This is a genomic window from Aquirhabdus sp. (assembly GCF_046462495.1).
Classification (GTDB): Bacteria; Pseudomonadota; Gammaproteobacteria; order Pseudomonadales; family Moraxellaceae; genus Aquirhabdus.
Map to the genome: position 1 here is coordinate 586,212 of NZ_JBKGVE010000004.1, position 26,869 is coordinate 613,080.

Genomic DNA, 26,869 nt, shown 5'->3' on the forward strand with positions numbered 1-26,869 from the left:
TTGGGTAAAAATATATCGTTTTTAAGCGGATACCGCGATTCAAATCATCTCCATGTTGGCCTTAATCCGCGTAATACACTCCGGAAACAAGCGACTAATCCGCGTCAGATCGCGAATCATGGCGATTTGCGGCCATGTGGCCTGTTCACCGAGACGGATGTAGTGCGCAAGTCTTTCGGGTGTGGGGTTGGTGACGACTTTGAGGTAAGCAGCGGGCTTAAACGGGAACTGGATGTTGATGTCTCCCAGATAGCTTTGCGCAGCGATGGCATGGGCATGACTGAGTAGCGGACTAAGCGGGGTTTTGTTAAAGATATGACGACCAATATCCAGCAGTTCGGCACTGCCGACATGAATGACCGAGGACAGCACTTGTTTTCCCAGTGCGCGCACGCCACGATGATTACGATGGGTAATAAACGGAATGATATGTGGGTTGGCTTGGCTGATGATGGTCTGATTGACGTTATGCAGGCGAGCCAAGCGCTCACGGGGGAGATCGCCATGTACGGAGCCATCGATCCAAGTCTCAGTACTCATATAGGGGACTTTGCGCCCATCCTTACCCCGTGCATATAACGTCACGGGAGGATAGAGCAACGGCACAGCACAGGAGGCAAGCACGGCGTATTCCACCAGCACATCGGGTGCAGTCAGGTAGTTGAGCACACGCGGTTTTTGGTGGGTGCGGGTCGGGGAGACACTGATGTTCAGCACCCGTCCACTCTTGGCATAGGCTTCGGCAAAGGTGACACTGCCGACGTTGATACGGATATGTTCAAGCAATTGCTGTTCATCCATGGCGCTCTGCTGTTTGCGCATGGCCCGTGGATGCCGCCAGCGCAGTGCATCGCGATGGATCTCATACACTTGAGTTTTAAAAAATTCAGTCAGTTCTTCATCCGTGCGATTGCACATACCGGCGGCGATGATCGCCCCCATACTCGAACCGACCAATACCTTGGGCAGGAGATTCTGCTCAAACAATGCTTTGACTACGCCTAGATGATAAATCCCAAACGTTGCCCCACCACTCAGCATCAGCGCGGGGCAGCCGTAAATCCGTGCGGCTTGTTCAAACAGTGCCAATTTATGGTCTTCGGGTAGACCGGGGATGGGCTGCTCGGACAAGGTGCGCATGACGTGCTCAACCTCATCCAGATATTCGGTGACGATCTGTTTGGTGCCTGAACGGGCATAGAGATACAGTTCGGGATTATTCAACTCCCCCAGATGGCGATACACGCTCTCTTGTAGCATGGTCGCAAGGCCACCCAAGTCCTGATGCTCAATCATCGAACGCATCTGCTGGATATGCTCGCGCATCAAGGCTTCATGACAAAACGCTGAGGCGTCGCTACTGCGCCAATCCATTAGTCCATCTAGCGTATCTAATTCTTGAGCAATGCCGAGCCACTCCTGATAGCTACTGGCGTGGGCAAGTGCCTGATCCAGTTCACGGCGTTTGGGGTGTAGCGGCATGTGGATGTCCTGTGGGATTAACCGTGGCGTTGATGGTCAAGTTGTAAAACCTTGGCAGAGTTTAGCAAGCACGTATGTCAAAGCAAGCGGGTTTTGACCTTGATAACCCGAATTAATTGAGGGGCAGATGACCCTCACCGCCGATTGACGCAATAATGGGGCAAGGGGCGGAAAGATCGGTATGTTGGCATTCGCTCAGCAATGCCGTTAATGCACTTTCCATCCGCTCAAGGTCGGTAATTTTGGTGCGAATCTGGGCTAAGCGTGCGGCAGTGATCGACTGGATAGATGCGCGCTCACTGCCGTGGAGCGAGACGAGATCGGAGATTTCATCCAGACTAAAGCCCAGTTCTTGCGCGCGCTTGATAAAGCGGATGCGATCAATCAGATCGATGGGGTATTGACGGTAACCTGCGGTTTTCTCAGGGGTGGGCAGCAAGTCACGGCTTTGATAATAACGAATGGTTTCAATGCCGACATGGGCGGCTTTGGCCAGTTTGCCAATGGTGGTCGTTTGCATACGATTATTTCTCCAAAAGCTTGACTCTGGGGTTGACCACAGGGTTTAGCATAGCACAATCGTTCATCCACTGGGAGTCTGACCGTGACACATCCAAAATCAACTGACGCTGAGGAAATATCCAAGGGGCAAGCCACAGCGCCCGCCAAAATGGCATCCTGTTGCGGGGGTTCAAAGCAAGCCGAGGTAAAGGCTGACACCGTAAGCGCTGCGCTAGAACGCGACCCCGTATGTGGTATGACGGTCAGTCCCGATTCCCCGCACCATCATGTCTATCAGGATCATAGCTATCATTTTTGCAGTGGTCATTGCCTTAATAAATTTAAGGCGCAGCCTGAGCAGTACCTGACGCCTGCACCCGCGAAGTCGGTGACTTATACCCCTCTAGCGGGCACGGTTTATACCTGTCCGATGCATCCAGAGATACGGCAGGATCATCCGGGCGCGTGTCCGAAATGTGGCATGGCACTGGAACCGGAAATGCCGAGTCTGGATGATGAAGAGTCGCCGGAGCTGACTGATTTTCGGCGACGTTTCTGGTGGACGCTACCCCTTACCATTGTAGTGTTTATCCTTGCGATGTTTGGTGAGCATGTACAAATCATTAGCCCGCTGACGCGCAACTGGATTGAATTTGTGCTGGCGACGCCGGTGGTGCTGTGGGCGGGTTTTCCGTTCTTTGAGCGTGGGCTGTATTCGATCACCCATCGCAGTCCGAATATGTGGACGCTGATTGGCTTTGGTACGGGGGCTGCCTATGTGTATAGCGTGGCGGCGATCTTGGCACCACAAGTTTTCCCCGATGCCTTTAAAACCATGAGTGGTCAGGTGGCCGTTTACTTTGAAGCGGCGGCGGTGATCATTACCCTGACCCTACTGGGGCAGTTACTCGAGTTAAAAGCGCGTTCGCAAACCTCTTCTGCGATTAAATCATTGCTGGGTCTCGCGCCAAAAACGGCACGGCGTATCCTTGCCGATGGACAGGAGGAGGATGTACCGTTGGATCAGGTGCAGGTCGGGGATGTGCTGCGTGTGCGTCCGGGTGAGAAGGTGCCGGTCGATGGTGTGGTGGTCAGTGGCGACAGTAATATCGATGAGTCCATGATTACTGGCGAGCCAGTCCCTGTCCATAAGCAAAGCAATGATCGGGTGGTCGGTGCAACGCAGAACCTGACGGGAGCGCTCACGATCCGTGCCGAGCGGGTAGGTAGCGACAGCATGCTGGCGCAGATTGTGCAGATGGTGGCGCAGGCACATCGTTCTAAAGCGCCGATGCAGCGCATGGCGGATCGTGTGGCGGGATATTTTGTGGTGGTCGTGGTTCTGGTCGCACTGCTGACTTTTTTGGCGTGGGGATTTTTCGGCGGGGAATCAGGCTGGGTGTATGGCTTACTCAACGCGGTGGCGGTGCTGATCATTGCCTGTCCGTGTGCGCTGGGCCTTGCGACACCAATGTCGATCATGGTGGCGACGGGACGGGCAGCGCATCATGGTATTTTGTTTCGTGATGCCAGTGCGATTGAGTCGTTGTGTACGATCGATACTTTGATTGTGGATAAGACCGGTACGTTGACTGAGGGGCGTCCTCGCTTTGATCAGGTATTTGCGACTGCACATTATCAAGGCAATCAGGTGTTGCAGTGGGCGGCAAGTCTGGACCAAGGTAGCGAGCATCCGCTGGCGCAGGCGATCGTGCAGGCGGCGAGTGTGCAAAAACTGAAGCTCGATGTCGTCACTGCGTTTGATTCGTTGACGGGTCTGGGGGTGAAAGGCGAGGTTGCCGGGCAGTTGCTCTATTTGGGTAATCGGGCGCTGATGCAACAGCAACGGATTGATGTGCAGTCACTTGAAGCACAGGCTGAGACGCTGCGCACGCAAGGCGCCAGTGTGATGTATCTGGCCACCGATACTCAGTTGGTGGGGATTCTGTCGGTTCGTGATCCGATCAAGGACACGACGCGCGATGCACTTGCGGCACTGGCAAAAGCCAAAATCAAAGTCATCATGGCAACAGGGGATGGTCAGGCGACGGCGCAGTATGTGGCGGGGCAACTGGGCATTGCGGAGTTCTACGGTGAGGTGCGTCCGGAAGACAAGCTGGCGCTGGTCAAACGGCAACAGGACGCGGGTCATGTGGTGGCGATGGCGGGTGATGGCATCAATGATGCCCCTGCGCTGGCCCAAGCCGATATTGGCGTGGCGATGGGTACAGGCACTGATGTCGCGGTTAACAGTGCACAAGTGACGCTGATCAAAGGTGATCTGCGCGGCATTGCTATTGCCCGTGCGATCTCAGAAGCGACGGTGGGGAATATGAAGCAGAATCTGGGCTTTGCTTTTCTGTACAACATACTTGGGATTCCGCTGGCGGTGGGGATACTCTTTCCTGTGACTGGCTGGTTGCTGTCGCCGATGATTGCGGCGCTGGCGATGAGTTTAAGTTCGGCATCGGTGATCACCAATGCCCTGCGGCTACGTGGTCAGGCGTTAAAGTTCTGAAGTGGGATAAGGGGGCGAAACGTTTCGCCCTCGACATCAGCCGAGAATTCGATGTCGTTCGTGAGTTACTGGATTGCTTAGAATTTGACCTTGACGATCACCCCAACGAGTTCTACATTGATCTTAGCGTCATGGATGTCTACTCGGGAGCGCGTCATGGAAAAAGTCCTCATCGTAGGTGCTGGCCCAACGGGTCTGACGCTGGCACTGTGGCTGACGAAACAGGGTGTTCCTGTCCGGATTATTGATCAAAGTGCGGGACCCGGAGAGACCTCACGGGCCATGGCGGTACATGCACGTACCCTCGAACTCTATCGCCAGCTTAATTTGACCGATGCTGTCATTGCCGCCGGACATAAAAATCCAGCGGTCAATATGTGGGTACGCGGCAAACACAAGGCACAACTTTCTTTAGGCGATGCCGGCGCGGACATTTCACCGTACCCTTTTGTGCTCGTCTACCCACAAGATCAACATGAGCGCCTGCTGGTGGAGCGCTTAAGTCTGTTGGGGGTGACGGTTGAAAGGAACGTGGAGCTCATTGCTTTTGAGGATAAGGGTGACTTTGTGAGTGCACGCTTGCGTCTGCCAGATGGCAGCGAGCAGATGTGTGAGACTCGCTATCTGGCGGGTTGTGACGGGGCGCGATCAGTAATCCGACATGGGCTTGGCACTGACTTTGAAGGCGGGACCTATCAGCATGTGTTCTATGTGGCGGATGTCGAGGTGGAGGGCTTGCAGCCCGGAGGAGAGTTACACGTTGCTTTTGACAAGGGCGACTTCGTACTGTTGATGTCTTATGGACATGGCAATCAATATCGACTGATTGGCACCGTGAAAGATGAGCGTGCGGAACACGCCGAGAAGTTGGTCTTTGACGATGTGAGTATTGATGCGATTCGCGGTTTAGGGATTCAGATCACCACGGTCAATTGGTTTTCGACTTACCATGTGCATCATCGGGTTGCGTCCAATTTTAGGATCGGGCGCACTTTTTTACTGGGCGATGCCGCACATGTGCATAGTCCAGTGGGTGGGCAAGGCATGAATACGGGCATTCATGATGCCATCAATCTGGCTTGGAAACTCGCGGCAGTTCTAAAAGCGCAGGCGTCTGATGGCTTGGAAAATGATTTGGAGAGTGGCTTGGAAAATAGCTTACTCGACAGTTACAGCATCGAGCGCCAAGCCTTTGCACGTAGACTGGTTAATACCACCGATCGGGTTTTCACCGTGGTCACTGCGGAAAGCCATCTAGCCGATTTTGTGAAAGACCATATTGCACCGCTTATCATGAATACGGCATCCAAAATTGAGAGCGTGCGTGAACTGATGTTTCGGCTGGTTTCTCAGACCATGATGAACTATCACGAGAGTCCGTTGAGCGAAGGCAAGGCGGGTTCAGTCCAAGGTGGTGACCGCTTGCCGTGGGTCGCCTTAGAAGGGTCTGACAACTATGCGTACTTGTCGCATATCGGCTGGCAAGTCCATATCTATGGCACGGTGACACCCGAGATCTACGCGTGGTGTGAACTGCATAACGTGCCATTGCATCTGTTTGATTGGACTGAGGAGCATCACAAAGCTGGCTTGACTGAGGATGCGCTTTACTTGCTGCGACCAGATACTTTTGTGGCCTTGGTCGATCCCCAGGCATCAACGACAACGTTGAGCCACTATTTTTCCTCGAGAAATTATGCGATGGGCTAATAAGAGGTATTGAAGTCTTAAGTGGTTGTCTAGGGCCTCACCGCAGTGCTCGGAAAGCGAATGCTAAAGGTTATCAGCCCCTGATCACTGGTCGCTTCGATCTGACCGCCATGAACCTGCACGATGGTTTTGGTGATGGCAAGGCCGAGTCCTGAACCGTCGTCGGTACGTTTGCGGGAGCTGTCAGCGCGATAGAAGCGATCAAAGATGCGCTGGAGCTGTTCGGGCGACATCGGGTCGGCCTGATTCTGGATCGTGATCAGGATCGACGTGGTATCCTGCACCAGTTTCGTGGTGATGGTGCTATTGGGCTTGCCATAGCGGATGGCATTAGAGATCAAATTGCCCAGTGCGCGGCGCAGCATGAGTTGATCCCCTTGCATCGAGGCTGCACCAGAGAAGGTCAGGAGCATGTCTTTATCTGCGGCAAGCGCTTCATAATATTCAGACAGAATGCTGATCTCGTGTGCCAGATCAATCTGTTGTAAATGGGGCAAGGCGAGGTGGTTATCGGCTTTTGCCAAAAACAGCATGTCGGCAATCATCCGCGCCAGTCGCTCAAATTCTTCTAAATTAGAAAACAACACTTCCTGATAGTCGGAGACTTCGCGGGTTTTCGAGAGCGAGACTTGGGTCTGGTTAAGCAAAATATTGATCGGCGTGCGCAGTTCGTGCGCCAGATCCGAGGAAAAGTCTTCAAGGCGCCTGACGGTGGATTCGAGCCGGTCCAGCATGTCATTAAAGGCGCTGGCGAGGGGCTTGAGTTCCGAAGGTGCGCGAGCGATATCAAGGCGGCTGGTAAGGTGCTGTGCGGTAATGCTTTCGGCGACACGCGCCATCGATTGCGCGGGGCGCAGTCCACGCCATGCGGCAAGCCAGCCCAAGATCATCAGGCTAAACGTGCCAATCCCACCAATGATCAGTAGTTGTCGGCGGAAGTCATCGAGAAAGTGGACATGCTCCATCATATCGAGACCGACAATGATACGGTCACTGTCTCGTGCTGCGGTCGCGGCACGCTGGACCGTGATGACATGATAGGGCTGCTGCGCAACTTGCCATTCATGCAGTATCGATGGGCGGTCGTCTGGGGCTGGCGGGACGGTGATCGGTGTGGGCAAGGTGGCGTAGATGCGCGTGCCGATTGGTCGTTCGATCTGGACAATCAAACCGTGGTGTCCGACCAAGGCATCGTCAAGCTGTTGTTTAAGCAGTGGCGGATTATGTGGGGTCTGCTGGAGCAGGTTGTCGATCAGGGCAATTTTGCCTTTTAGCAGGTCTTGATCCTGTTCGGCAAAGTGCTGCATCACCAGTTGATGAATGGCGATGCCCATGATCAGTAGAATCAGCGCGGTAAACAGGGTGAAGATTAGACTGATGCGCAGGCTGATCGCGCTAAAGAGCTGTTTCATCATCCATCTCCAAAACGTAGCCCATGCCGCGTACGGTCTGGATCAGGCGCGGGCGATGTCCTTGATCAATCTTCTGGCGCAGGCGTTTGACCGCAACATCAATCACGTTGGTTTCACTGTCAAAGTTCATGTCCCACACCAAGGAGGCGATCAGCAAGCGTGGCAGAATCTCACATGGACGGCGCATAAACAGTTCCAGCAGGGCAAACTCTTTGGCGGTCAGGTCGATGCGCTGTCCGGCTCGGTTGACGCGTCTGCGCCGCAGATCTAATTCAAGGTCTGAGAAGGTCAGGATATCTTCATCACGCTGTTGTCCACGGCGCAGTAAACTTTTGACGCGCGCAAGCAGTTCGGCAAAGGCAAAGGGTTTGATGAGGTAATCATCAGCACCCAGCTCAAGTCCTTTTACCCGATCTTCGATCTGATCTTTGGCGGTGAGGAACAGCACAGGCATGGAGAACCCTTGTCCGCGGATGGCTTTGAGGATCGACCAGCCATCAAGCCCGGGCAACATGACGTCGAGAATGATCAGGTCATAGTGCTCACTGAGGGCGTGATGCTGACCCGTCAGGCCATCAGCAACCCAGTCTGTGATGTAGCCTGCTTCACTGAGCCCTCGATTGAGATATTCACCTGTTTTCTGGTCGTCTTCGACTAATAAGATTTTCATCTCTCACCGCGCCCTTACTGCCTTAGCGTTAAAGAATAGCGCGTTAAGCCAATGATTGTCTGCAACATGACAAATTTGTCATGAATCTGAAATGATATTGACATCATTTTGTTGGATGGCGATGGGATGATCTGTACTTGCTTATTTTGACTTGTGCCTCGCAACGCATGCTTGCTTATTCCTCGCGCTAAACATTTAAGATACGACGCAATCTGATCGGGTTGGGTCTTATCAACCCTATTAGGAGTGTAATGATGATCCCTGATGCCTTGACCCAGAATGATGTGGTGCGCTGCACTTTGAGCGTAGTTGTGCCCGTCTTTAATGAAGAAGAAGTGCTGCCCATTTTCCATGCGCGGCTTACGGCTGTACTGGATCAGCTTCCCTACAGTAGTGAAATTATCTATGTGGATGATGGCAGCCACGATCAGTCACCCCAGATATTGCAGGCACTCCAGCAGGCCGGCGGACAGATTGGGGTCGCGCGATTTAGTCGTAACTTCGGTAAAGAGGTGGCGTTGACTGCAGGCTTGCGTCTGACCTGCGGCGAGGCGGTGGTGGTCATTGATGCGGATTTACAAGATCAGCCTGAACTCATTCCCGAAATGATTGCGGCGTGGTTAGATGGGGCAGACATGGTCAATATGCGCCGTCGTCATCGTGATGGGGAGACCCGCTTTAAAAAGGCATCGGCTTCGATGTTTTATCGGGTGATCAACCGCTTAAGCGATGTGCCGATTCCTGAGGATGTCGGTGATTTTCGCTTGATGAGTCGGCGGGTAGTGGATGCCTTAAATCAATTACCTGAGCGTAACCGCTTTATGAAGGGTTTGTTTGCATGGGTGGGTTTTCGTCAGGTGACGCTGGACTACAACCGTGCGGGTCGCGCTGCGGGTACGAGCAAGTGGCCTTACTGGCGCTTATGGAACCTTGCACTGGAAGGGATTACCGCGTTTTCAACCGCGCCGCTGAAAGTGGCGACCTATGTCGGGATGCTGAGTGCGCTGATGGCGTTTGGCTATGGTTTTTATTTTCTGGTCAAGACGTGGGTGATCGGTGATGTGGTGCATGGCTTTCCATCGTTGATCATTACCATCCTGTTTTTGGGTGGCTTGCAGTTGATGGGCATTGGGGTACTGGGCGAGTATATGGGACGCTTGTTTATGGAGAGCAAGAATCGTCCACTGTATCTGCTGGATTATTATCACCCTGCGGTGAGAGCGGCAGAGGCTGCGCAGAGAGAGCAAAGCCACATGGCACGTCATGAGTCGTTATATGCCTACCATCCTGCCCCTTTGAGCCCTGAGCTCAGTAAAGAGCTGATTGCAGAGGCCATCGCTACGCTTGATCTGGAAAATGAATCGAATACCTCAAAACCGCAGGTGGCTGCACGTTCTGGGAGAGTGGTGTGAGTCAGCCGATTATTGCACAACGTTTTAAGGGCTTATGGTTGGCGTTGGCGGCATTGTTGCTGCTGCGTTTGCTGACACTGGGCCTGTATCCGGTGATGGAAACCACCGAGGCACGTTATGCCGAGATTGCCCGCTTTATGATCGTGCATCAGGACTGGGTGACACCGTGGTTTGATCAAGGGGTGCCGTTCTGGGGTAAACCCCCAGCGTCGTTCTGGTTGACCGCGCTCAGTATGCAGGGCTTGGGTATTAATGAGTTTGCCGCGCGGTTGCCGCATCTGCTCGGTGGTTTGGTTATTGCGTATCTGACATGGCTGCTGGCGCGGCAACGGTCGGCGGCTGGGGCGGTCTATGCACCAGTCCTGCTGGGTGGATCGTTATTGTTTTTTGTGGCGTCCGGTGCGGTGATGACTGATGTCACCTTGGTGATTGGCACGACACTGGTGATGTATGGTTTTTGGCAAACGCTTCAGTTTCCTACGCAGTGGTTGGGTCGCTGGTGGTTGTTTCTCGGGATTGCATTGGGGCTGCTGGCCAAAGGCCCGTTGGTGTTGGTGCTGGTTGGTTTTCCTCTTGGAGTCTGGACGTTATGGCAGCGGCAGCTTGGGCGGGTTTGGCAGGCCTTCCCGTGGCTCTGGGGCGTAATTTTAGCCTGTGCACTGGCCTTGCCGTGGTATGCCTTGGCGGAACAACACACCCCGGGTTTTCTACATTATTTTCTGGTCGGTGAGCATTGGGATCGCTTTACCCAGAGCGGCTGGAAGGGTGATCTGTACGGCACGGCCCATGCGCGTCCACGTGGCATGATCTGGCTGTTTGCTTTGGCGGCATTTATCCCGTGGACGATCATTTTGCCAGTGGCAGCATGGTGGTGGCGCAAGCTGCCGAAGGGATCTAGTGTCATTGACCCAGGGTGGCGACGCTATCTGCTGATCTGGGCACTGACGCCGTGTCTGTTCTTTACCATGGCGGGCAATATCATCATTGCCTATGTGTTGCCGGCACTGCCAGCTATGGCGCTCCTCACAGCAGACTGGCTGGCGCGGCGTTTCCCGGTGCCGCAAGTGAGTCGCGTGCTCTATCTCGGTTTGGCCTTTATCGCACTGGTGTATATTGGGACACTGGTGCAACTGGGGCGTATGGATGCTGCGGGCAAGGGTATGTCGACCAAAACGCTGATCCAAGCCTATACGGCACTTCATCAGCCACAGGATGTGCTGGTCTACAGTGGTCAGCGTCCGTTTTCGGCGTGGTTTTACTGGCAGCAGCCGATTGAAAGAATCGACAGTGATGCTGCATTGATCACTCGTCTTGCGCAGGGTTCGGTGTATGCCATCGTTGAGACCAAGCATGTTGCTGCACTGCAAGCCATGACGACAGAACCTGTGGTGGTGGTGAACAAGCAGGCGAAGTGGAGTTTGGTGACGCTTGCACCTCAATCATCATTGAGCCGCCCCGCGCTTTAAACCATCGCCATGATCCACCTTCTGAGGGTCAGTCCGATGACGCATTTGTCATCGGACTGACCCTTTTTTGTTGATCAGCAAGGGGGATGATCTTCAGCACTATTCAATAGGGCATGGTGTCCGTTTGAATCCTGAAAATAAACAGAGAAGGGCAGACGTGGTGTTGTCGTTCATTACGTCCGTGTGCAAGACGTTAAATGACATATTTGTCATGTTGCTGACAGGTTGCTGTTGGCACGCATCAGCGATGATAGGTCATCTCAATACGGTTACACGTGTTGAAACTTTTTTCAAAATCTGGAGATCGTCATGAAATTGTTAAATCATCAAATGCTGACCTTGGTTGCCGTGATGTCGCTCGCTACACAGAGTGTTTTCGCCCACGATCCAGCCGAGCATGCGAGAGAGGCTGCTGAAGCCAAAGCGGGTGCGAAATGTGATGCCATGCCAAAGAAGATGGACCCTAAGGATCCCGTCATGCTGGCCATGATGCAAAAGTGTGCGGCTGTAGCGTCATCTGCGACGAACAAGCCTGCGATGGATCATGGCAATATGAAAGGCATGGACATGAAAGGCATGAAGATGAAAGATTCGGAAAGCATGGGTATGAAAGGTATGTCGATGCCTGCCACGAACTGATAAACGTCATAAGCAGTCGATCACCTGAGACGATGTGCTGTCTCAGGCAGTCGAATTACCCCAGCATAACGTGCTGATGATCAGGAAGACAGGATCGTGAAACTTTTAAAATCGGTTGTGATTATGGGCATTGTCGGTGCCTGTGTTGCCGCGATTGGCGGTCTGGCGTTTATCTATTCGGGTGTCTATCCGATGGGCGCCGATGTCCCTCATACCAAAGCGGTCTACTGGGCGCTGGATACCATGCGAGAGCGTTCAATCGCAACACGCACCAAAGACATTCAGGTGCCCAATCTGGATGATCCCAAAATGCTGCTCGCAGGTGGGCAGGATTACAACGAGATGTGTGCAGGTTGTCATTTGAAGCCTGGCAAAACGACTTCGGATTTAAACGCAGGTCTTTATCCCCAGCCCCCTAACTTGGCTTTGCCACATCGTATGGATCTTGATGCCAAGCAACGTGCCGCACGCCAATTTTGGTATATTAAGCATGGGATTAAGGCCAGTGGTATGCCAGCATGGGGCTCTTCACACACGGATGAACGCATCTGGGAAATGGTGGCGTTCTTACAAAAGATGCCAACGATGAGCCCCGAGGTGTATCAGATTGTTACTGCACCGCCTGAAGGTGAAAGTGGTATGGCAGGCATGTCGCACGATGGGATGTAAGGTCATCATCCTTGATGCACCGCATTGAAGCCATTTTAAAGTTATTGAGAAGGTGGGTATGAGTCATCAAATTTCGAGACGCCAGTTTGTGCAGGGCGTTGCTGTGGCGGGACTCGCTGCAAGTACAGGGGTCTGGGCCAAGTCCACGCGACCTTTTGCGATCAACGGTCAAGTGCCACATTTGACGGGGAATACCTTTGATTTGGTCGTCGATGAAGCCAGTGTCAACTATACCGGCAAGACCAAGATTGCCACGGTGGTCAATGGCAGTTTGCCTGCACCTGTGCTGCATTTCAAAGAAGGTGAAACGGTCACTATCCGTGTGACCAATCGCCTGAAAGAGGATACTTCGATTCATTGGCATGGCTTGATCCTGCCTTATCAGATGGATGGCGTACCCGGTATCAGCTTTAAAGGTATTCCACCGAATAGCACCTTTATCTATCAATTTCCTCTTTTGCAAAGTGGCACCTACTGGTATCACTCGCACTCGGGTTTCCAAGAGCAGACGGGCATGATGGGCGCGATCGTGATTGAGCCGAGGGGCGGCGAGACTATCCGTGCGGATCGTGATCACGTGATCATGCTCTCGGACTGGACCGATGCCGATCCGATGGGGCTGCTCGGCAAACTAAAAATGGAATCTGGTTTTGATAATTATCAGCAGCCGACGGCGGTGCAGTTCTTTGCCGATGTTCGCAAGAACGGCTTTACGCGCGCGGTGGCGGATCGCAAGATGTGGAATGAAATGCGTATGATGCCGACCGACTTTACCGATCTGTCCGCGCATACCTTTACCTATCTTATGAATGGCACTAATCCTGCGTCGAATTGGACGGGGCTGTTTAGCAAAGGCGACAAGGTGCGCCTGAGATTCATCAATGGCAGTGCGCAGACGATTTTTGATGTGCGTATCCCCGGCTTGAAGTTGATGGTGATCGGCAGTGATGGGCAGCTTGTGGAACCGGTGACTGTGGATGAGTTCCGCATCGGGGTCGCGGAGACCTATGACGTGCTGGTCGAGCCGACCGATGATGCCTATACCATTTTTGCCCAAAACATTGACCGCACGGGCTATGCCTGCGGCACGCTTGCGGTGCAAGCAGGCTTAAAAGCACCGACCCCGGCGCTGGATAAAATCCAATGGCTGAGCATGACGGATATGATGGGAGCTATGTCAGAAAAGAGCATGTCGGGCAAGACCATGTCGCGCCACGCCAAGACCGAATACGGCTTCAGCGTTGATCAGCGTGTCGATATGCCGCGCACCAATCTGGATGATGCGGGAGTCAATCTACGCAACAACGGCCGCCGTGTGCTGACCTATGCCGATCTGCATTCGATTGGTTCAGCCAAAACAGAACAAGTGGAACCCTCTCGCGAGATCGAAATGCATCTAACTGGCAATATGGAGCGCTATATCTGGGGTTTTGATGGTCTGACTTTTCATGAATCTAAACCGGTACGACTAGGCAAGGGGGAGCGAGTGCGCATCTCACTGGTCAATGACACGATGATGACCCATCCGATGCACCTCCATGGCATGTGGAGTGATTTGAGGAGCGCCGAGGGTGACTTCCAAGTGCGTAAGCATACGATCGTTGTACAACCCGCACAGAAGATTTCCTTCGATGTGACGGGCGAGGCGGGGCGCTGGGCGTGGCATTGCCACTTGCTCTACCACATGGAGTCGGGGATGTTTCGTGAAGTGGTGGTGGACTGACCTATGAGAGCAATCAATCAAAAATTACTGACCTCCATGCTCTGTATGATGAGTCTGCCTGCCTTTGCCGCAGAGATGGAAAAAGGCATGGATATGTCGATGCCCGGCATGGATATGAGCACCCCGACCAAAGCCAAACCTGCGACTGCCCGCAAAAGCAAAGCAATAGTTGCGGCGCCAGCCAAGGTCGCTGTTTTAGCCAAAGCTCAAGTAAAAGCGCCCAAAGACACGGCTAAGGCCATGCCTGCGATGGACATGTCAAAGATGGATCATAATCAGATGAATATGAAAGACGGTCAGATGGACATGTCAAAGGTGGATCATAGTCAGATGAATATGAAAGATGATCAGATGGATATGTCGAAGATGGACCATAGCCAGATGAACATGAAAGAAGGTCAGATGGACATGTCAAACATGGACCATAGCCAAATGGATATGCCAGGCATGGATCATGGCGGCATGGACATGGGCGGTATGACGATGGGCAACAAGATGCAAGGCGGCGCAGCGCCAGCCGATGCGCGCAGCCCAGACTACTCACAAGGTCGTGACTTTGGTCCGATCCCCCCGCCGCATATGATGGGCACGGGCACTTTTGCTAATCTGTTGGTCAATCAATTGGAAGTAGCACGCGATCAAGGCAAGACCATCGCCAACTATGACCTTGAAGGCTGGGTAGGCAACGATAACAATCGTCTCGCCATCAAAGCCGAAGGCTCGACCAGCAATGGTGATCTGGAGGATGCACGCACTGAACTGCTCTGGCGTAAACCGGTCACGACCTTTTGGAATACCGAACTCGGAGTCCGCCAAGACAGCGGCGCAGGCAAAGACCGCACGTGGCTGGCGCTCGGACTACAAGGGATTTCTCCCTACTGGGTGGATTTAAGCGGTACGGTATATGTGGGGGATGCGGGCCGTGCGGCGCTGCGTCTTGAGGCGACCTATGACTGGCGCATCACCCAGCGTTTGATTTTGCAGCCGACGCTTGAGACCAATATTTACAGCAAGAATGATCCCGCACGTGAGATTGGGCGAGGGGTGAGTGACCTGCAAGCGGGTCTGCGTCTGCGCTATGACATCACCCGTCAGTTTGCACCGTATATTGGGGTGCAAACCGAGCAGCGCTATGGCAAGACTGCGGAATATGTCCGCGCCAAGGGTGAGTCAGTCAGTCAGACGATGGCGGTGGCTGGGGTGAGGTTGTGGTTTTGAATGTGATGGACCCGCTGCTGACAGCGGGTCATTTTTTTAAGCGTTTATCACTTGGCAAAGTCGGGATTCAGGTTAATGAATTTTAACAATGACAAGGCATTAAAGCTGCCGAAGCCTGTAACCGGATCCCAACCTTTGGCGGCAGAGAAGCTCGGTGAACCTGTCACGCCGTTATTACCCACAGTGACATCATGTACGCCAGCCGTTGTTGCGGTTGGGAAGTATTTATAGATGCTGGTGATGGGGAAGCCCAGTGCGTTTTTATGCACAGTTTGAATACGTGACCACAAACCGACAAAGATCGGCGAGGCAAGGCTAGTACCGCCGACGCCATAGCGCTTGCCATGATAGTAGACAATCGCACCGGAGGTGCCTGATGCATCAAATGCGACATCTGGAATCGCCCGGAAGGTAGAACCGGTCAATGTCTTCGGTTGCCAACTGGGCGCAGGTTCATAAGCGCTGAAACCACCCCCAGTAGACCAGATGCGGTTAGCATTCAGACTATCATCGAAAGACAAGCCTTCATTCCATGTGGTTTCGCCGGAGTAGGCATCCGTCCCCACGGTGGTCAATTCCGTGCCGCCAACAGAGACGACATAGGGGGATGTTGCAGGCAATGAAACCGAGGTGGTTTTGGCGGGGACGCCGGTTGAGTCTTCATAGGCACCTTCATCACCAGCGGAGGCCGAGAAGGTGATGCCTTGCAGCACACCTTGTTTAAACACGGTGTTTTCAGCCGCACGGTAGCTTTCATCACCTTCTGATTCACCGAAGGACATGTTGACGATTTTTACTTTATTATCGGTGACGACTTTATTCATCGCGGCAAGGATATCGTCATTCGCGGGTCCATAGGAGCCATCGCTCTGTTTAGTCACAGCTGAGTTATAGATAATCAGTTCTTTTACTCGCCCACGCGCAGCACCGACAATGGCTTGGCTGTCGAGTTGCCATTCCAGATCGTTTCCGATGTGATCGCCTGTGCCGACATTAACAACAGTCACGGGAATATTGGGTAGCGCACGTTTGGTAAACCACAGGTCGAGATCTGCCTTGACATCGCTGACATCGCCCCAGGAAATGATGCCGACTGAGGTGTTATAGCCTTGCGAAAGATTGGCGACGGGTCCGCCATAGATCAGCCCAAAATCAAGGGGGTCATGCAGAGAAATTTGCGTGGTGGCGGCATTGGTCTGCAATCCATCAGCAGCAACAGTGGGCACAGAAGCCGTGCGGGCCTCTGACACGAGATGGTGGTAAGTATGGGACGTTACCGCGCTTTGCAGTCCCAGTACACCCTCAATGATATGGCTCAAAGAGGCGGGTACTTGGGCGTCTGTAGTGTTGGCATAAACGTGTTTTTTGCCTTTTTGGTAACCTTGCAACGAGGCGTTAAACGCGGTTTTGACGTTGGCAGCGGTGCCCTTGGCACTGATAAACAAACGGTTTGGCGAGACGCTGATGTCGCTATAACCAGATTTTTTCAAGTGGGCCACGACTTTGTCTACATCGGCTTGTGGTGCGCCGTAGTAGGTGGTGAATTGCTCAGGCGTTAGAAACTGACGTGAACCACCGGATTGCGCAAAAGCAACCTGCTGATCCAACTGTGCTTCATTGTGGGGTTTGAGCACGACCGTAATCGAGACTTTTTGAGTGCTAGCCAACGTTCTGGCGAGGGCGGCATCGGTGGCGATGCTTGCGCCAGTTGGGGTTGCGGCTGGCAGATGAAATACTTTGGTTTTGGTTGAGACCCATGCTTCTGGGGTGACCGATGCCTGAACCGATAATGCTGTCACTGCAAAGGATAGTGCGGTGAATACGAACGAAACTCGCCGCGCTTGGGTAAGGCGCTTAGATTTTACACGATCCATATCTAACTCCGATTATTAATGAGGATTTGACGCATTTTTAATGGATGTTGAAGTAAGCAACATTAAAGACCAACCGACCTTACGATAAATTGACGCATAAGAAAAGATGGGGAGTCTGGGGTGATGAGTGCGTTTAATCTAATAATGAGAACTGATCGATTGAAAAATCAATTTTTTAATTGAAAAACCGAACAAGTACGAATGTTTAATAAATATTTATTCACATATTTTATTATTTTTGATGTGGATTTTGTTGCATAAATATTTGTTATTTAATGTTTATTTTTTAAATTGAAATGTCAGGTTACAAATCTATGTATGTGATTTCTAATATGAATTATATCCGAACATATATGTATAAGTGAATAAAGTGCTCCCTGAGTCAATTCGATCACTATTTATCGTTTTGATTTTAAATTGGTTTGTACCAGTTATTTGTGAAAAAGTGAATGTTGCGGACTTACTGTGCGTATTTTTGCAGGGAGAGATTAATGATGGATTTTATGTGTAGATTGTGTGGATATTTAATGTAGATTATTCGTGATCGATCCTGCGGCATAAAAAACTAGCATTTGACTGTATAAGGTATCGAAGACATTTGAAAAGGTTTGATTCACTTTGTGACCTGCTATCGATGACCGAGAATCGAACTCCGCAGCGATTTGGCTTATTGCACAGCGGCTTGGCTTACCGCTATGATCAACCCATAACAAACAATAATATCTAGAAGGATTTTTTTCTTTGAACACATTCCATAAACCTGTGTCACGATTGGCCGCAAGCATGCTTTTGGCAGCGCTACTCTCCTCATGTGCAAAACAACCGGTAACGACACCTGTACCCGTAGTGGGACCGCCGCCCAGTTCATATATTTCCTTAAATAACAATCTGTTCATCAAAGTACCTACCGATAATATGCAGACCGATCAATTTGGGGCGTATACCTTTGTCTTGATGCGCGCCAAGGATTCGAAGAGTTTGACGCGTGATCAGAAGAATCGTTTGCAAGTCTTGACGGACGGGATCGAAGACCCTTTTGTGGTGGATTCCAATCAAGCGGTCGGTCGCAATAAACCTGCGAATTTGAATTTGTTTTGTATTCCCAGCCGTGAGGACGGCAAGGAAGAAGATCCTAAAGAGATGTTGAAGCGCTATAGCCGCGACGGCCGAGAGCGGGCGATCAATATCGCGCGTTATGACTTTAAGTATTCCAGTCTGATGTTGCAGAGTATCAGTCGCCATGTTTCCTCAGAGGTGATCAGGGATGCGCTGCGTCAGAAGTCTGGTCCTTTCTTGGTCACGACCTTAAAACCGACGGGACTGGCGGATCAGGATCCGATTCTGTTTGCCGATCTGTCTGACTCTACGTCGGAGACCATCAAGGGTTTGGTTGAGTCCTATCGCGCATTTATCTTTAAAAATAACGTCAATACAGCGCAACAGGACTATTTTATTTCTTTCATGACCACAGTGACTGCGGGTATGGAAAGTCGGATTTTGACACCGGATCGCTGGGTGTCGGTTGAGGGGAGCGCTGAGGGTGCGGAGCGGAAGCGCTAAGCGTAAAGACTACGTAGCATGAGTCAAAACCCATGCTACGTGGGTCAAGCTTTACTCCCGATTTTTCATCGCCGTAATCTCCTGTAGATCCAGATCGCTTTCCAGTGCATGCAGTACTTCATCATGAATCTGACCTGAGCGGTGCAGCTTGAGCAGTTCGGCACGTCCAGCCGCGACGGCAGCTAAGATCACGTCATAATGTGCCGCCTGTTGGTCGCTGAAGGTTTCGGGTGCTTGGCTATAGCGCTCCGTGATACGGGTGCGGTAGGTATACTGCTCAAGTAAACGGGTATGGATCAATACACCTGCGTCATCATATGCCAGTGCCTCAACGACTGCGAGCTGTGCGGATTCCACACGGTACATGGTCTGTGCTGCGGTCAGCAATCCACGGGGATGCGGATCATCCTTAAGCTTCAGAAGCTGGATCACGAGGCCGATGGTGCTGCCTTGAATCAATACGGTAAATAGAATCACGGCAAACGCTGACAGCAAGATCAGGTCACGCCCTGGCATGTTCTCAGGCAGGGTGAGGGCAATGGCAATGGTGACCACGCCGCGCATGCCAGCCCAACTGAGCAAGAAGGAGGAGGCGGGAGACGGAGGTCGTGCGGGTTTTCCAGATAAGCGTCGGATGCCTACCCGGAGATAGTCGGTGGCGTAAACCCAGATAAAGCGCGATAGAATCACGGTGATGATGACGCCCACGATAGGATAGAGCATGGTGTCGAGCAAGGTGCTCATGCTGTGATTGTCCAGATCGCTGATCACGTCGCGTAGCGACAAACCGATCAGAATAAAGACCAATGCCTCAAAGGTGGAGATCATGACGCGCCAGAAAGCGCCGCCCTGTACGCGAACTTCGGCGGAGAGGATGTCGTGCTGATACCAGCCGAAGATGATGCCGCAAGCCACAGTTGAGATCACGCCCGAGACATGCAGGCTTTCACCGCCGATGTAGGCCGCCCAAGGACAAAGGACAGATGCCATGATGACCAAGGTCGGTTGCTTGATATGGCGAAAGATGCGAACCACCAAGAAGCCGATGCTGCCCCCGACCAACAAACCACCTAAAGCCAGCCCCAAAAAGGACACACCCGCTTCTTGCAGGCTAAACGTGCCCGTCAATGCCGCAACCACTGCGAAACGGAATAGGACCAGTCCGGTGGCATCGTTGAGTAGGCTTTCGCCTTCGAGCAGTGCCATCAGGCGGCGGGGCAGTTTAACCTTGCCGAGTACGGCTTTGGCCGCCACGGCATCCGGCGGGGAGACCACGGCACCGAGTGCAAAGCAGGCTGCCCAAGGCAGGGTGGGGATAATCCAGTGCACCACCATCCCTACCGTGAAAGTGGTGAAGATGACTGCACCCAGTGCCAGCCACAGGATACCGCCGATATTTCTCTTAAAATCTGACCAGACCGTGAAGTATGCGCCATCAATCAAGAGAGGCGGCAAAAAGATGATCAGCACCAATTCGGGGTCGATATGAAAGGAGGGGATGTCAGGTAAGAAAGCAATCGCAATGCCGCCAAGCAGCAGCGCGGCAGAGGACGGCAGCTTCAGGCGTCTGGCAATGAGCTCCAGCCCCAATACCGCGACCAGTAAGAGCAAAATAAATTTAAAGGTTTCGACTGAGGTCATGGAAGGCCTGTATCAAACAATGGGTTATTGAGGGGAATTGTAGACTAGTTGGCAGTTTATGTGGGGGTATGAATTTGAATGAATCGGTGGTGAGACGTATGTCTTAAGCATAGAACAAAGACTTTAAAAGCGTTTAACACAAGTTTTTCGGACGATTCAGTCTGGTTATGGAGGGTGTTTTGTAGAATCATAGCCCAAGACTATAGATGACAAAGTAACGAGCGAAGCCTCATGAATGCTACTACCCAACTTGCGACGTTAAAGCCGAAGTCAGAACAGACACCGAAGCATAAAGATCCTAAACGTTATTTGTGGTTGCTTAGCCCAGCGCTACCATTAATTGGTTTAGCCGCTGCGACAAGCTATGCCATTGCCCCTAAAAAGCTACGTGCGATGGCCGCTCTCGGTCCAATCATGTTGCATGGCGTCATCCCATTCATTGATAAGATGGTGGGTGCCGATGCAGAAAATCATCCTGAAGAAGCGATCAAACAGCTAGAGCAAGACCCCTATTATATGCGCATCGTCAAAGCGTATATTCCCTTGCAATATCTGACCACCATTGTGGGTGCTTACGCTGCGAGCCGTAAAGGCACACCTTTGATCGACCAGATTGTGCTGGGCATGTCTGTCGGTGCGGTAAATGGTATTGCGCTCAATACCGCACATGAATTGAGCCATAAGTCTGAGAAAACCTATCACTATTTATCCCATTTGGCATTGTTGCCAACGGGTTATATTCATTTCCGTATCGAACACCCGTATGGTCATCACAAACGTGTTGCCACGCCTGAAGATCCAGCGTCGTCACAAATGGGTGAAAGCTTCTGGCAATTCTGGCCACGTACCGTGATCGGTAGCTTTAAATCAGCCATTGAAATTGAAACCACACGTCTTAAGCGTCGTGGTAAAGGCTGGTGGTCACTGGACAATGAGCTCTTGCAGGGCTGGGCCATGGCTGGTGCATTCCATGCAACGATGATTGCGGTGTTTGGTCGTCGGGTGATCCCGTTTATGGCGACGCAAGCCGTGTATGGCTTCACCTTGTTTGAGGTGATCAACTATCTTGAACATTATGGTTTGAAGCGTCAAAAACTGGACAATGGTAAGTATGAGCGGACCATGCCTGAGCATAGCTGGAATAATAACAGCATGGTGACCAATCTGTTCCTCTACCAGTTGCAGCGTCATTCGGATCACCATGCTTTTCCAACACGTTCATTCCAGGCATTGCGTCATTTTGAAGATGTGCCTCAGTTGCCCGCAGGTTATGCGTCATTGCTATTGCCTGCGATTATTCCTAGCTGGTGGTTCAAGCTGATGGATCAACGCGTGGTGGACAACTATAAAGGCGACTTGAACAAAGCCAATGTCCATGTAAAAGCCCGTGCTCGCTTATTTGCGAAATACGGTGTGGTCGATCAGCAATTGGTAGAAAAAGCAGAGTCATAAGTTGTAAGTGCCGAGCTTATGCGCATACCCACCGAAAGGTGGGTATTTTTTTGTATTTTGAATGGTGCTTAACTTCCTGCGCCTTGTATATATCTCACGTGAATTCCTGCTAATCTTAAGCGACTCATTCCTTCAACCTTTTTTTAAGACACATGCAAAAGGAAATTTGATATGTCTGATTTGATCCTCACCACATTTGACTGGGTTCCCGATATGCCGCGCGGCTTTGTGCGTGACATCCGTGTGCGCTGGGCACTGGAAGAAGCAGGGCTGCCGTACACGGTAAAAGGCGTCCCTTTTAAAGAGCGTAACGCGCAGCATTTTGCGCACCAGCCTTTCGGACAAGTACCATGGTTGATGGATGGCGATATCTCTATCTTTGAGAGCGGGGCGATCCTGCTGCATATTGGCGAGCTGAGTAGCAAGCTGCTGCCAACAGACCCGCGTGGACGCAGTGAAGTGCTGGAGTGGCTCTTTGCCGCGCTGAATTCGGTTGAAATGGCCAGCCTACCGTGGTCAATCTTTAAGTTTTCCGATGCATCGTTTGAAACGCCTGAACTGGTGCGACTACAGGCTTTTCTCAGCGCTCGCTTGCAGCATATGGAGTCGGTTCTGACCGATCGTGAGTGGCTGGCGGGGGCGTTTTCGATTGCGGATATTCTGATGGCCGATGTGCTGCGCTTGATCGAACGACTGGGTGGTTTAACTGAATACCCTGCTTGTCGTGCTTATGTCGTCCGTGCAATCGCTCGCCCAGCATTTCAAAAAGCCCATGCGGATCAGATGGCGCATTTTGCTAAGGCGGATTGAGGGTAAATGTAGGGGTAGGATGCAATAAGCTGGAGCTTATTGCATCTTTGTACTATGTTCTGGCATATAAAAATCGACGAAACTCACGTTGAAACTTCAGAGGCTGATCCAGCATGGGGAGATGTCCTGCGTCATCAAACCGTATTACCTCGATGTGGGGCACTAAATTCTGAATGACCAGTTGCCCTTGTGGCGGATACATCAGCGAACGCATTCCGACCATCTGCATCATTGGAATGTTGATCTCAGGCAAAGTCGCACGCATATCGGTGTCGAGGTTTACATAGGTATTCATGATTTGCATGTAGCTCGCCCAGCGCGCGGTTGGGATCAAGCGCCCTGCGATGATCGGTTCGCCATATCGAAAAGCCAGTTTCAGCATGCGACGTTGACTGGTTCGGCTGACGGCGTAGCCAAAGAAATCACCAAACAAGGTGATCATCTCATACCGTAACGTTTTGGGTAGATCCAGATACGCTGTGTCCAGTCCTATCGACTTGGTTTGCTCTAAAAGCTGAGTAAATCGTTCAAACATCGCTGCTTGTTCGCAGCCAAATAACCCATCTTGCCAGCCATCTACATTGCGAACTTGAGGGGGTTGGTCAATGTGCAGATATTGGCTGACCCGATCAAAATGCCCTAACTGATTCATCTTGAGTCCGATCAGTGCTCCCAATGAGATCCCAGCCAGTATCACTTTTTCTAAGCCGAGATGATCCAGCACGTCGATGATATCTTGTGCATAATTCAGCAGTGCATCTTGTTGATTAAGCGGTGTACGATGTGAATGCCCAAACCCGCGCAAATCAGGTAGGATAAACTGAAAGTCCTTTGTATAGGGCCAGACGTTTGGTAACCAGTGTGCCGATTGAGAGCCGAAGCCATGCAACAATATCACTGGTGTTGCCCCATGTCCTATGACACGAACTTGTAATTGTTCTCCATCACGCAGGGGTATTGTCAGCATGCACTGTCTCATTTGTTGCGATAAAGGTCAGGATTTTAGGTAACCTTCGGCATAAAAGCACTGGCAAAATATTTCGGACATTGTCTTGTTGTATCAGACGATATCGTGTTGGCTGGTGATAAGACGTCAGTTTGCTCTGATGATGAGCCATCGCACTAACCTTGATTAAGATATCTCTTCCTTCCGCTCTGCCCCTTGAAACTTCGAATTCGAAATAATCGTCTGTCGTAGCACGTTATCGATTGTGCTCTCCAGATTATCCGTGAGTTTTTCCACCAGTCCATCAACGACCAAGTGACTCAGCCCGTGCGTCATGCTCCATGCTTGCAATACCGCCGTAGCTACGATGGGATCGTCATCTGCTCTGTCGAGTACGAGGGCTACGCGCTTGCGCAGTCCGTAGTAGGCGAATTCCATGACCTCACTGATTTCAGGGTCTTGCTGTTTAGAGGCGAAGCTACTGAACATCAATTTAAATAAGGCGGGTTGCTGCTGAGCAAACTGGACATAGGCGCGACCCGTGGCAAAGAACGCTTTGCGGTGGTCGGGCTCGGCAAGGAAGGCGAGCGTTTGCGCGGCAGTAAAGCGGCGAAAGCCTTCTGCGGCGATGGCGGTCAATAGCGCTTCTTTATTGGCGAAGTGGCGATAGGTCGCGGTTGCGGAGACACCGACCTGCCGTGCAAGCTCGCGGAGGTTTAATTCTTTGCCGGTTTCTCCAGCAAGTTCCAGATGCGCAAGACCCGCATCAACCAATGCCGTCCGTAGATTGCCGTGATGATAGGCGATGTTCACAGTTTTATCGTCCATGGCTGTTTTATTTGAAGTTGACAACGTTAACATTTCACTGCAAGATATAGAAATCATCATACACCTTCCGCATCGTTTAAGCATGGATATGCTTTGCGCATGCTGTTGTCACGTCTATAGGTTTCATTTTCTGTGTTTTTTTATTCGAAATATCGGTGATTCGTGGAGAAGGCATCATGGGAATCATGTTTAAAAGCAAGCACAACAAGGCATCGAGTTCGCCACATCAACTGATCCCGCGCAAAGTGAAATTTGACTGGCGTGAGACCCCGATTGATTGGATGCCGGGTGAGGCGTTTGCCAGTCATTTTATGAATGCGGTCCATATGATTTTCCCTGCTGGGGAACTCTGGATGTGCCGCATGGTCAATAAAGCGATTCCTTATATCGATGATCCAAAATTGTTGGAAGATGCCCGCGCTTTTATCCGTCAGGAAGCCATGCATGCCCGTTCGCATAGCAGTGCCGCAGATGAGCATCTGAAGGTGTATGATATTTTTCCTGAGCATTATATGGCGCGCATTGATTGGTTGTTCGATGAGCTGCTGGGGGATGCGCCATTGGGCTTGCGTTTTTCTGAATCCATGCGAAAAGAATGGTTGATTTTCCGCTTGGGCTGCATGGCGGTGTTTGAGCATATTGCGTGTGTTTTGGGGCAGTACGTGCTGGATAACAAGACTTGGGATGATGTGGCTGATCCGGTGATGCTGGACTTATGGCGCTGGCATGGTGCTGAGGAGGTTGAGCACCGCAGTACAGTGTTTGATATTTACCAAAGTGTGGGCGGCGGTTATTTTGGACGCTATCTGTGCACGGGGCTGGCGGTTCCGGTGGTGGTTGTGCTGTGGGTGCAAGGCTGTACGGAGATTTTGCGCAAACATCCCGCTGTCCCAGTTGATCCAAGCATTTTAAAGCCGTGGTTTCGTCAGCAATGGCAGAGTGCAACTCAGCGCGATTTGTTGCCGTCCTTACCGTTTTTGGCGGGTAAGATGCTGAGTTATTTTGCCCCGAGTTATAACCCGATTAATGAAGGATCTACTGAGCAAGCGTTGGCTTATTTGAAGACGTCAGTGGGTTATCTTGCAACGCAGAAACCGGATGCCATCACGCCATTGGCTGCTCAAGGGGCACAGGCCTAAAATATCAGGCTGAGGTCATCCCATAAAAAACGCCCATGCGATGGACTGCATGGGCTAAAAAGGGAACTTTTTAAAATCGATGCCTTTACATCGAAACCCTAGGGTTTGATGTTTGAGTCATGCATGGTTTCAAACGTCTGGGCGCGGAGGCGCTGTTCAGGGGTACTGAAGGTTTGATTACGTAGCGCGGTGATGGCGTTCTGCTGACTCACCGGGTCGCTGTAGCTCGCTTTGATTTGCTCACGGGCGCTGAGATAGCCATCTACTTGCTGTTGCCAACTTGCATTATCTACGTCCAGTTGATCGAGGCGTCCCGCAGCGGCACTACCAACCAGACTTTCACGCATCTGATGGAGCTCTTCTGCCGAACCGCCACGTGCCTTAATGTCTTTGGTCAGTTGTTGCAGCTCTGCGTATTGCATGAGCGGGCGGACACTGTCGGCAAGCGTGGGGGGCAGGTGGTCGATCAGTCCGGCGATTTTTGCTGCTTTTTGTTCTGCTGTTAAACTCTTATCCGCATTAATCCGCATCTGATCAATCGAGTACTGGTCATAGGCTTCTTCATTGCCAAAAAACACCGTGGCTTCAGCAAGGGTAAAGAATTGCATGCGCAGATTTTTCTGGGCAGACACAATCGCCTGTAAGGAATCTGGGGTCATGGTTTTGGACTGCGGACCGGATTGGGTTCTGGCGTGCATGTAGGCGATGTATTGATCCAGCAGTTTTAAGGCATAGGGCAGTGCCGTCGGGGGCAGCGTGCTGGTGAGATACAGGCGGATGTCTGCAATCAGTTGCGCTTCGGTTTTTTCGCCGAGGCTGGATAAGAAATAATCAAAGCAGTTACGAATGCCGATGGTCAGAACCAGTTGACCTTGGGCATCTACTTGTAGCGGGCAGTCAATTTGGGTGCCTTGCAATGAAGGCGCAAGCGTAGGCAATGGGCCGTGGGCTTTAAGTGGTGACTGGGCTGGCAGTGTGGGTGCGCTGGCTGTTGTTTGCGTTGGCGTGACAACAGGGGCATTACTGGTGGCGGTGGTCGATGGTGCGGGTTTAAGTAGCCAGATTGCTGAGACCGCAAGCAGACAGATGAGGATCGTCAACACGACGAAGGTTTTCTTTTGTTTTGCTGAAAAAGGCATTGTTGAACATTCCATGTTTTTATCGGGTGCTGGATCAGTGATGAACCATGAGGCTTGATG

Annotated in this window: 21 protein-coding genes; 12 read left to right on the forward strand and 9 right to left on the reverse strand. The window is 51.7% G+C overall.

Translation table 11 applies throughout. From position 1 onward, the window contains the following. Positions 1-39: 39 nt before the first annotated feature. Both ACLHG7_RS06130 and ACLHG7_RS06135 read right to left on the reverse strand, forming a co-directional pair. Entirely contained in the window at positions 40-1,482 is a 1,443-nt protein-coding gene (locus ACLHG7_RS06130; RefSeq protein WP_410210151.1) for a DUF3336 domain-containing protein, read from the reverse strand. Between the two features lie 112 nt (positions 1,483-1,594). Continuing rightward, positions 1,595-2,002 (reverse strand): MerR family transcriptional regulator, encoded by a 408-nt coding sequence (locus tag ACLHG7_RS06135; protein WP_410210152.1) that lies wholly within the window; start codon positions 2,000-2,002, stop codon positions 1,595-1,597. Positions 2,003-2,152: 150 nt separating this feature from the next. Between ACLHG7_RS06135 and ACLHG7_RS06140 the strand changes: the two genes are divergently transcribed. Further along, positions 2,153-4,501, forward strand: coding sequence for a heavy metal translocating P-type ATPase (locus ACLHG7_RS06140; RefSeq protein ID WP_410210395.1), 2,349 nt, complete (start codon positions 2,153-2,155; stop codon positions 4,499-4,501). Positions 4,502-4,657: 156 nt separating this feature from the next. Next, complete coding sequence (locus ACLHG7_RS06145; protein ID WP_410210153.1) at positions 4,658-6,211, forward strand: FAD-dependent monooxygenase; 1,554 nt, start codon at positions 4,658-4,660, stop codon at positions 6,209-6,211. Positions 6,212-6,240: 29 nt separating this feature from the next. Here ACLHG7_RS06145 and ACLHG7_RS06150 read toward each other — a convergent pair whose 3' ends face one another. Together ACLHG7_RS06150 and ACLHG7_RS06155 are read right to left on the reverse strand one after the other, a co-directional pair. After that, positions 6,241-7,626, reverse strand: a complete 1,386-nt coding sequence (locus ACLHG7_RS06150) for a heavy metal sensor histidine kinase (protein WP_410210154.1) — start codon at positions 7,624-7,626, stop codon at positions 6,241-6,243. Further along, positions 7,607-8,293, reverse strand: a complete 687-nt coding sequence (locus ACLHG7_RS06155; protein WP_410210155.1) for a heavy metal response regulator transcription factor — start codon at positions 8,291-8,293, stop codon at positions 7,607-7,609. Before ACLHG7_RS06155 ends, ACLHG7_RS06150 begins: the two co-directional genes overlap by 20 nt. A 251-nt stretch (positions 8,294-8,544) precedes the next feature. Here ACLHG7_RS06155 and ACLHG7_RS06160 point away from each other — a divergent pair, with 251 nt between their 5' ends. From ACLHG7_RS06160 to ACLHG7_RS06185, 6 genes are all read left to right on the forward strand, one after another. Then, entirely contained in the window at positions 8,545-9,705 is a 1,161-nt protein-coding gene (locus ACLHG7_RS06160) for a glycosyltransferase family 2 protein (protein ID WP_410210156.1), read from the forward strand. After that, complete coding sequence (locus ACLHG7_RS06165; protein WP_410210157.1) at positions 9,702-11,171, forward strand: ArnT family glycosyltransferase; 1,470 nt, start codon at positions 9,702-9,704, stop codon at positions 11,169-11,171. The genes ACLHG7_RS06160 and ACLHG7_RS06165 overlap by 4 nt, the downstream gene beginning before the upstream one ends. 309 nt (positions 11,172-11,480) lie before the next feature. After that, positions 11,481-11,810, forward strand: coding sequence for a hypothetical protein (locus tag ACLHG7_RS06170; RefSeq protein ID WP_410210158.1), 330 nt, complete (start codon positions 11,481-11,483; stop codon positions 11,808-11,810). A gap of 96 nt (positions 11,811-11,906) precedes the next feature. Further along, complete coding sequence (locus ACLHG7_RS06175) at positions 11,907-12,479, forward strand: c-type cytochrome (RefSeq protein WP_410210159.1); 573 nt, start codon at positions 11,907-11,909, stop codon at positions 12,477-12,479. Between the two features lie 58 nt (positions 12,480-12,537). Further along, positions 12,538-14,202: a copper resistance system multicopper oxidase gene (locus ACLHG7_RS06180; protein WP_410210160.1), complete on the forward strand. Its 1,665-nt coding sequence runs from the start codon at positions 12,538-12,540 to the stop codon at positions 14,200-14,202. Between the two features lie 3 nt (positions 14,203-14,205). Next, entirely contained in the window at positions 14,206-15,420 is a 1,215-nt protein-coding gene (locus ACLHG7_RS06185; RefSeq protein ID WP_410210161.1) for a copper resistance protein B, read from the forward strand. A 47-nt stretch (positions 15,421-15,467) separates the two neighbouring features. Here the strand turns inward: ACLHG7_RS06185 and ACLHG7_RS06190 are convergent, their stop codons facing one another. Next, the gene (locus ACLHG7_RS06190) at positions 15,468-17,294 is read right to left on the reverse strand and encodes a protease pro-enzyme activation domain-containing protein (RefSeq protein WP_410210162.1); all 1,827 of its coding nucleotides are present in this window, start codon (positions 17,292-17,294) and stop codon (positions 15,468-15,470) included. A 741-nt stretch (positions 17,295-18,035) separates the two neighbouring features. Here ACLHG7_RS06190 and ACLHG7_RS06195 point away from each other — a divergent pair. Next, a complete protein-coding gene (locus ACLHG7_RS06195; RefSeq protein ID WP_410210163.1) occupies positions 18,036-18,854 on the forward strand; it encodes a hypothetical protein in 819 nt (272 codons plus the stop codon). A gap of 51 nt (positions 18,855-18,905) precedes the next feature. On the opposite strand, the gene ACLHG7_RS06200 is transcribed toward ACLHG7_RS06195, so the two are convergent. Then, positions 18,906-20,495, reverse strand: a complete 1,590-nt coding sequence (locus tag ACLHG7_RS06200; RefSeq protein WP_410210164.1) for a Na+/H+ antiporter — start codon at positions 20,493-20,495, stop codon at positions 18,906-18,908. Between the two features lie 231 nt (positions 20,496-20,726). Between ACLHG7_RS06200 and ACLHG7_RS06205 the strand changes: the two genes are divergently transcribed. Both ACLHG7_RS06205 and ACLHG7_RS06210 read left to right on the forward strand, forming a co-directional pair. Further along, positions 20,727-21,947 (forward strand): alkane 1-monooxygenase, encoded by a 1,221-nt coding sequence (locus ACLHG7_RS06205; protein WP_410210165.1) that lies wholly within the window; start codon positions 20,727-20,729, stop codon positions 21,945-21,947. A gap of 171 nt (positions 21,948-22,118) precedes the next feature. Further along, positions 22,119-22,757 carry a glutathione S-transferase family protein gene (locus tag ACLHG7_RS06210; protein ID WP_410210166.1) on the forward strand — a complete coding sequence of 213 codons (639 nt, stop codon included), beginning with the start codon at positions 22,119-22,121 and terminating at the stop codon, positions 22,755-22,757. A gap of 52 nt (positions 22,758-22,809) precedes the next feature. Here the strand turns inward: ACLHG7_RS06210 and ACLHG7_RS06215 are convergent, their stop codons facing one another. Further along, complete coding sequence (locus ACLHG7_RS06215) at positions 22,810-23,724, reverse strand: alpha/beta fold hydrolase (protein ID WP_410210167.1); 915 nt, start codon at positions 23,722-23,724, stop codon at positions 22,810-22,812. 165 nt (positions 23,725-23,889) lie between these two features. Then, the gene (locus ACLHG7_RS06220; protein WP_410210168.1) at positions 23,890-24,555 is read right to left on the reverse strand and encodes a TetR/AcrR family transcriptional regulator; all 666 of its coding nucleotides are present in this window, start codon (positions 24,553-24,555) and stop codon (positions 23,890-23,892) included. Positions 24,556-24,707: 152 nt separating this feature from the next. Between ACLHG7_RS06220 and ACLHG7_RS06225 the strand changes: the two genes are divergently transcribed. Further along, positions 24,708-25,670, forward strand: a complete 963-nt coding sequence (locus ACLHG7_RS06225) for a metal-dependent hydrolase (protein ID WP_410210169.1) — start codon at positions 24,708-24,710, stop codon at positions 25,668-25,670. A gap of 98 nt (positions 25,671-25,768) precedes the next feature. Here ACLHG7_RS06225 and ACLHG7_RS06230 read toward each other — a convergent pair whose 3' ends face one another. Then, the gene (locus ACLHG7_RS06230; RefSeq protein WP_410210170.1) at positions 25,769-26,809 is read right to left on the reverse strand and encodes a lipase secretion chaperone; all 1,041 of its coding nucleotides are present in this window, start codon (positions 26,807-26,809) and stop codon (positions 25,769-25,771) included. Positions 26,810-26,869 lie beyond the last annotated feature (60 nt).

Excerpts from the sequence above, each read along its gene's own strand:
- ACLHG7_RS06230 (WP_410210170.1), bottom strand. The coding sequence starts at position 26,809 with ATGCCTTTTTCAGCAAAACAAAAGAAAACCTTCGTCGTGTTGACGATC.
- ACLHG7_RS06155 (WP_410210155.1), bottom strand. The coding sequence starts at position 8,293 with ATGAAAATCTTATTAGTCGAAGACGACCAGAAAACAGGTGAATATCTC.
- ACLHG7_RS06170 (WP_410210158.1), top strand. The coding sequence starts at position 11,481 with ATGAAATTGTTAAATCATCAAATGCTGACCTTGGTTGCCGTGATGTCG.
- ACLHG7_RS06185 (WP_410210161.1), top strand. The coding sequence starts at position 14,206 with ATGAGAGCAATCAATCAAAAATTACTGACCTCCATGCTCTGTATGATG.
- ACLHG7_RS06130 (WP_410210151.1), bottom strand. The coding sequence starts at position 1,482 with ATGCCGCTACACCCCAAACGCCGTGAACTGGATCAGGCACTTGCCCAC.
- ACLHG7_RS06150 (WP_410210154.1), bottom strand. The coding sequence starts at position 7,626 with ATGATGAAACAGCTCTTTAGCGCGATCAGCCTGCGCATCAGTCTAATC.
- ACLHG7_RS06180 (WP_410210160.1), top strand. The coding sequence starts at position 12,538 with ATGAGTCATCAAATTTCGAGACGCCAGTTTGTGCAGGGCGTTGCTGTG.
- ACLHG7_RS06145 (WP_410210153.1), top strand. The coding sequence starts at position 4,658 with ATGGAAAAAGTCCTCATCGTAGGTGCTGGCCCAACGGGTCTGACGCTG.
- ACLHG7_RS06215 (WP_410210167.1), bottom strand. The coding sequence starts at position 23,724 with ATGCTGACAATACCCCTGCGTGATGGAGAACAATTACAAGTTCGTGTC.
- ACLHG7_RS06210 (WP_410210166.1), top strand. The coding sequence starts at position 22,119 with ATGTCTGATTTGATCCTCACCACATTTGACTGGGTTCCCGATATGCCG.
- ACLHG7_RS06135 (WP_410210152.1), bottom strand. The coding sequence starts at position 2,002 with ATGCAAACGACCACCATTGGCAAACTGGCCAAAGCCGCCCATGTCGGC.
- ACLHG7_RS06190 (WP_410210162.1), bottom strand. The coding sequence starts at position 17,294 with ATGGATCGTGTAAAATCTAAGCGCCTTACCCAAGCGCGGCGAGTTTCG.
- ACLHG7_RS06225 (WP_410210169.1), top strand. The coding sequence starts at position 24,708 with ATGGGAATCATGTTTAAAAGCAAGCACAACAAGGCATCGAGTTCGCCA.
- ACLHG7_RS06200 (WP_410210164.1), bottom strand. The coding sequence starts at position 20,495 with ATGACCTCAGTCGAAACCTTTAAATTTATTTTGCTCTTACTGGTCGCG.
- ACLHG7_RS06205 (WP_410210165.1), top strand. The coding sequence starts at position 20,727 with ATGAATGCTACTACCCAACTTGCGACGTTAAAGCCGAAGTCAGAACAG.
- ACLHG7_RS06140 (WP_410210395.1), top strand. The coding sequence starts at position 2,153 with ATGGCATCCTGTTGCGGGGGTTCAAAGCAAGCCGAGGTAAAGGCTGAC.
- ACLHG7_RS06160 (WP_410210156.1), top strand. The coding sequence starts at position 8,545 with ATGATGATCCCTGATGCCTTGACCCAGAATGATGTGGTGCGCTGCACT.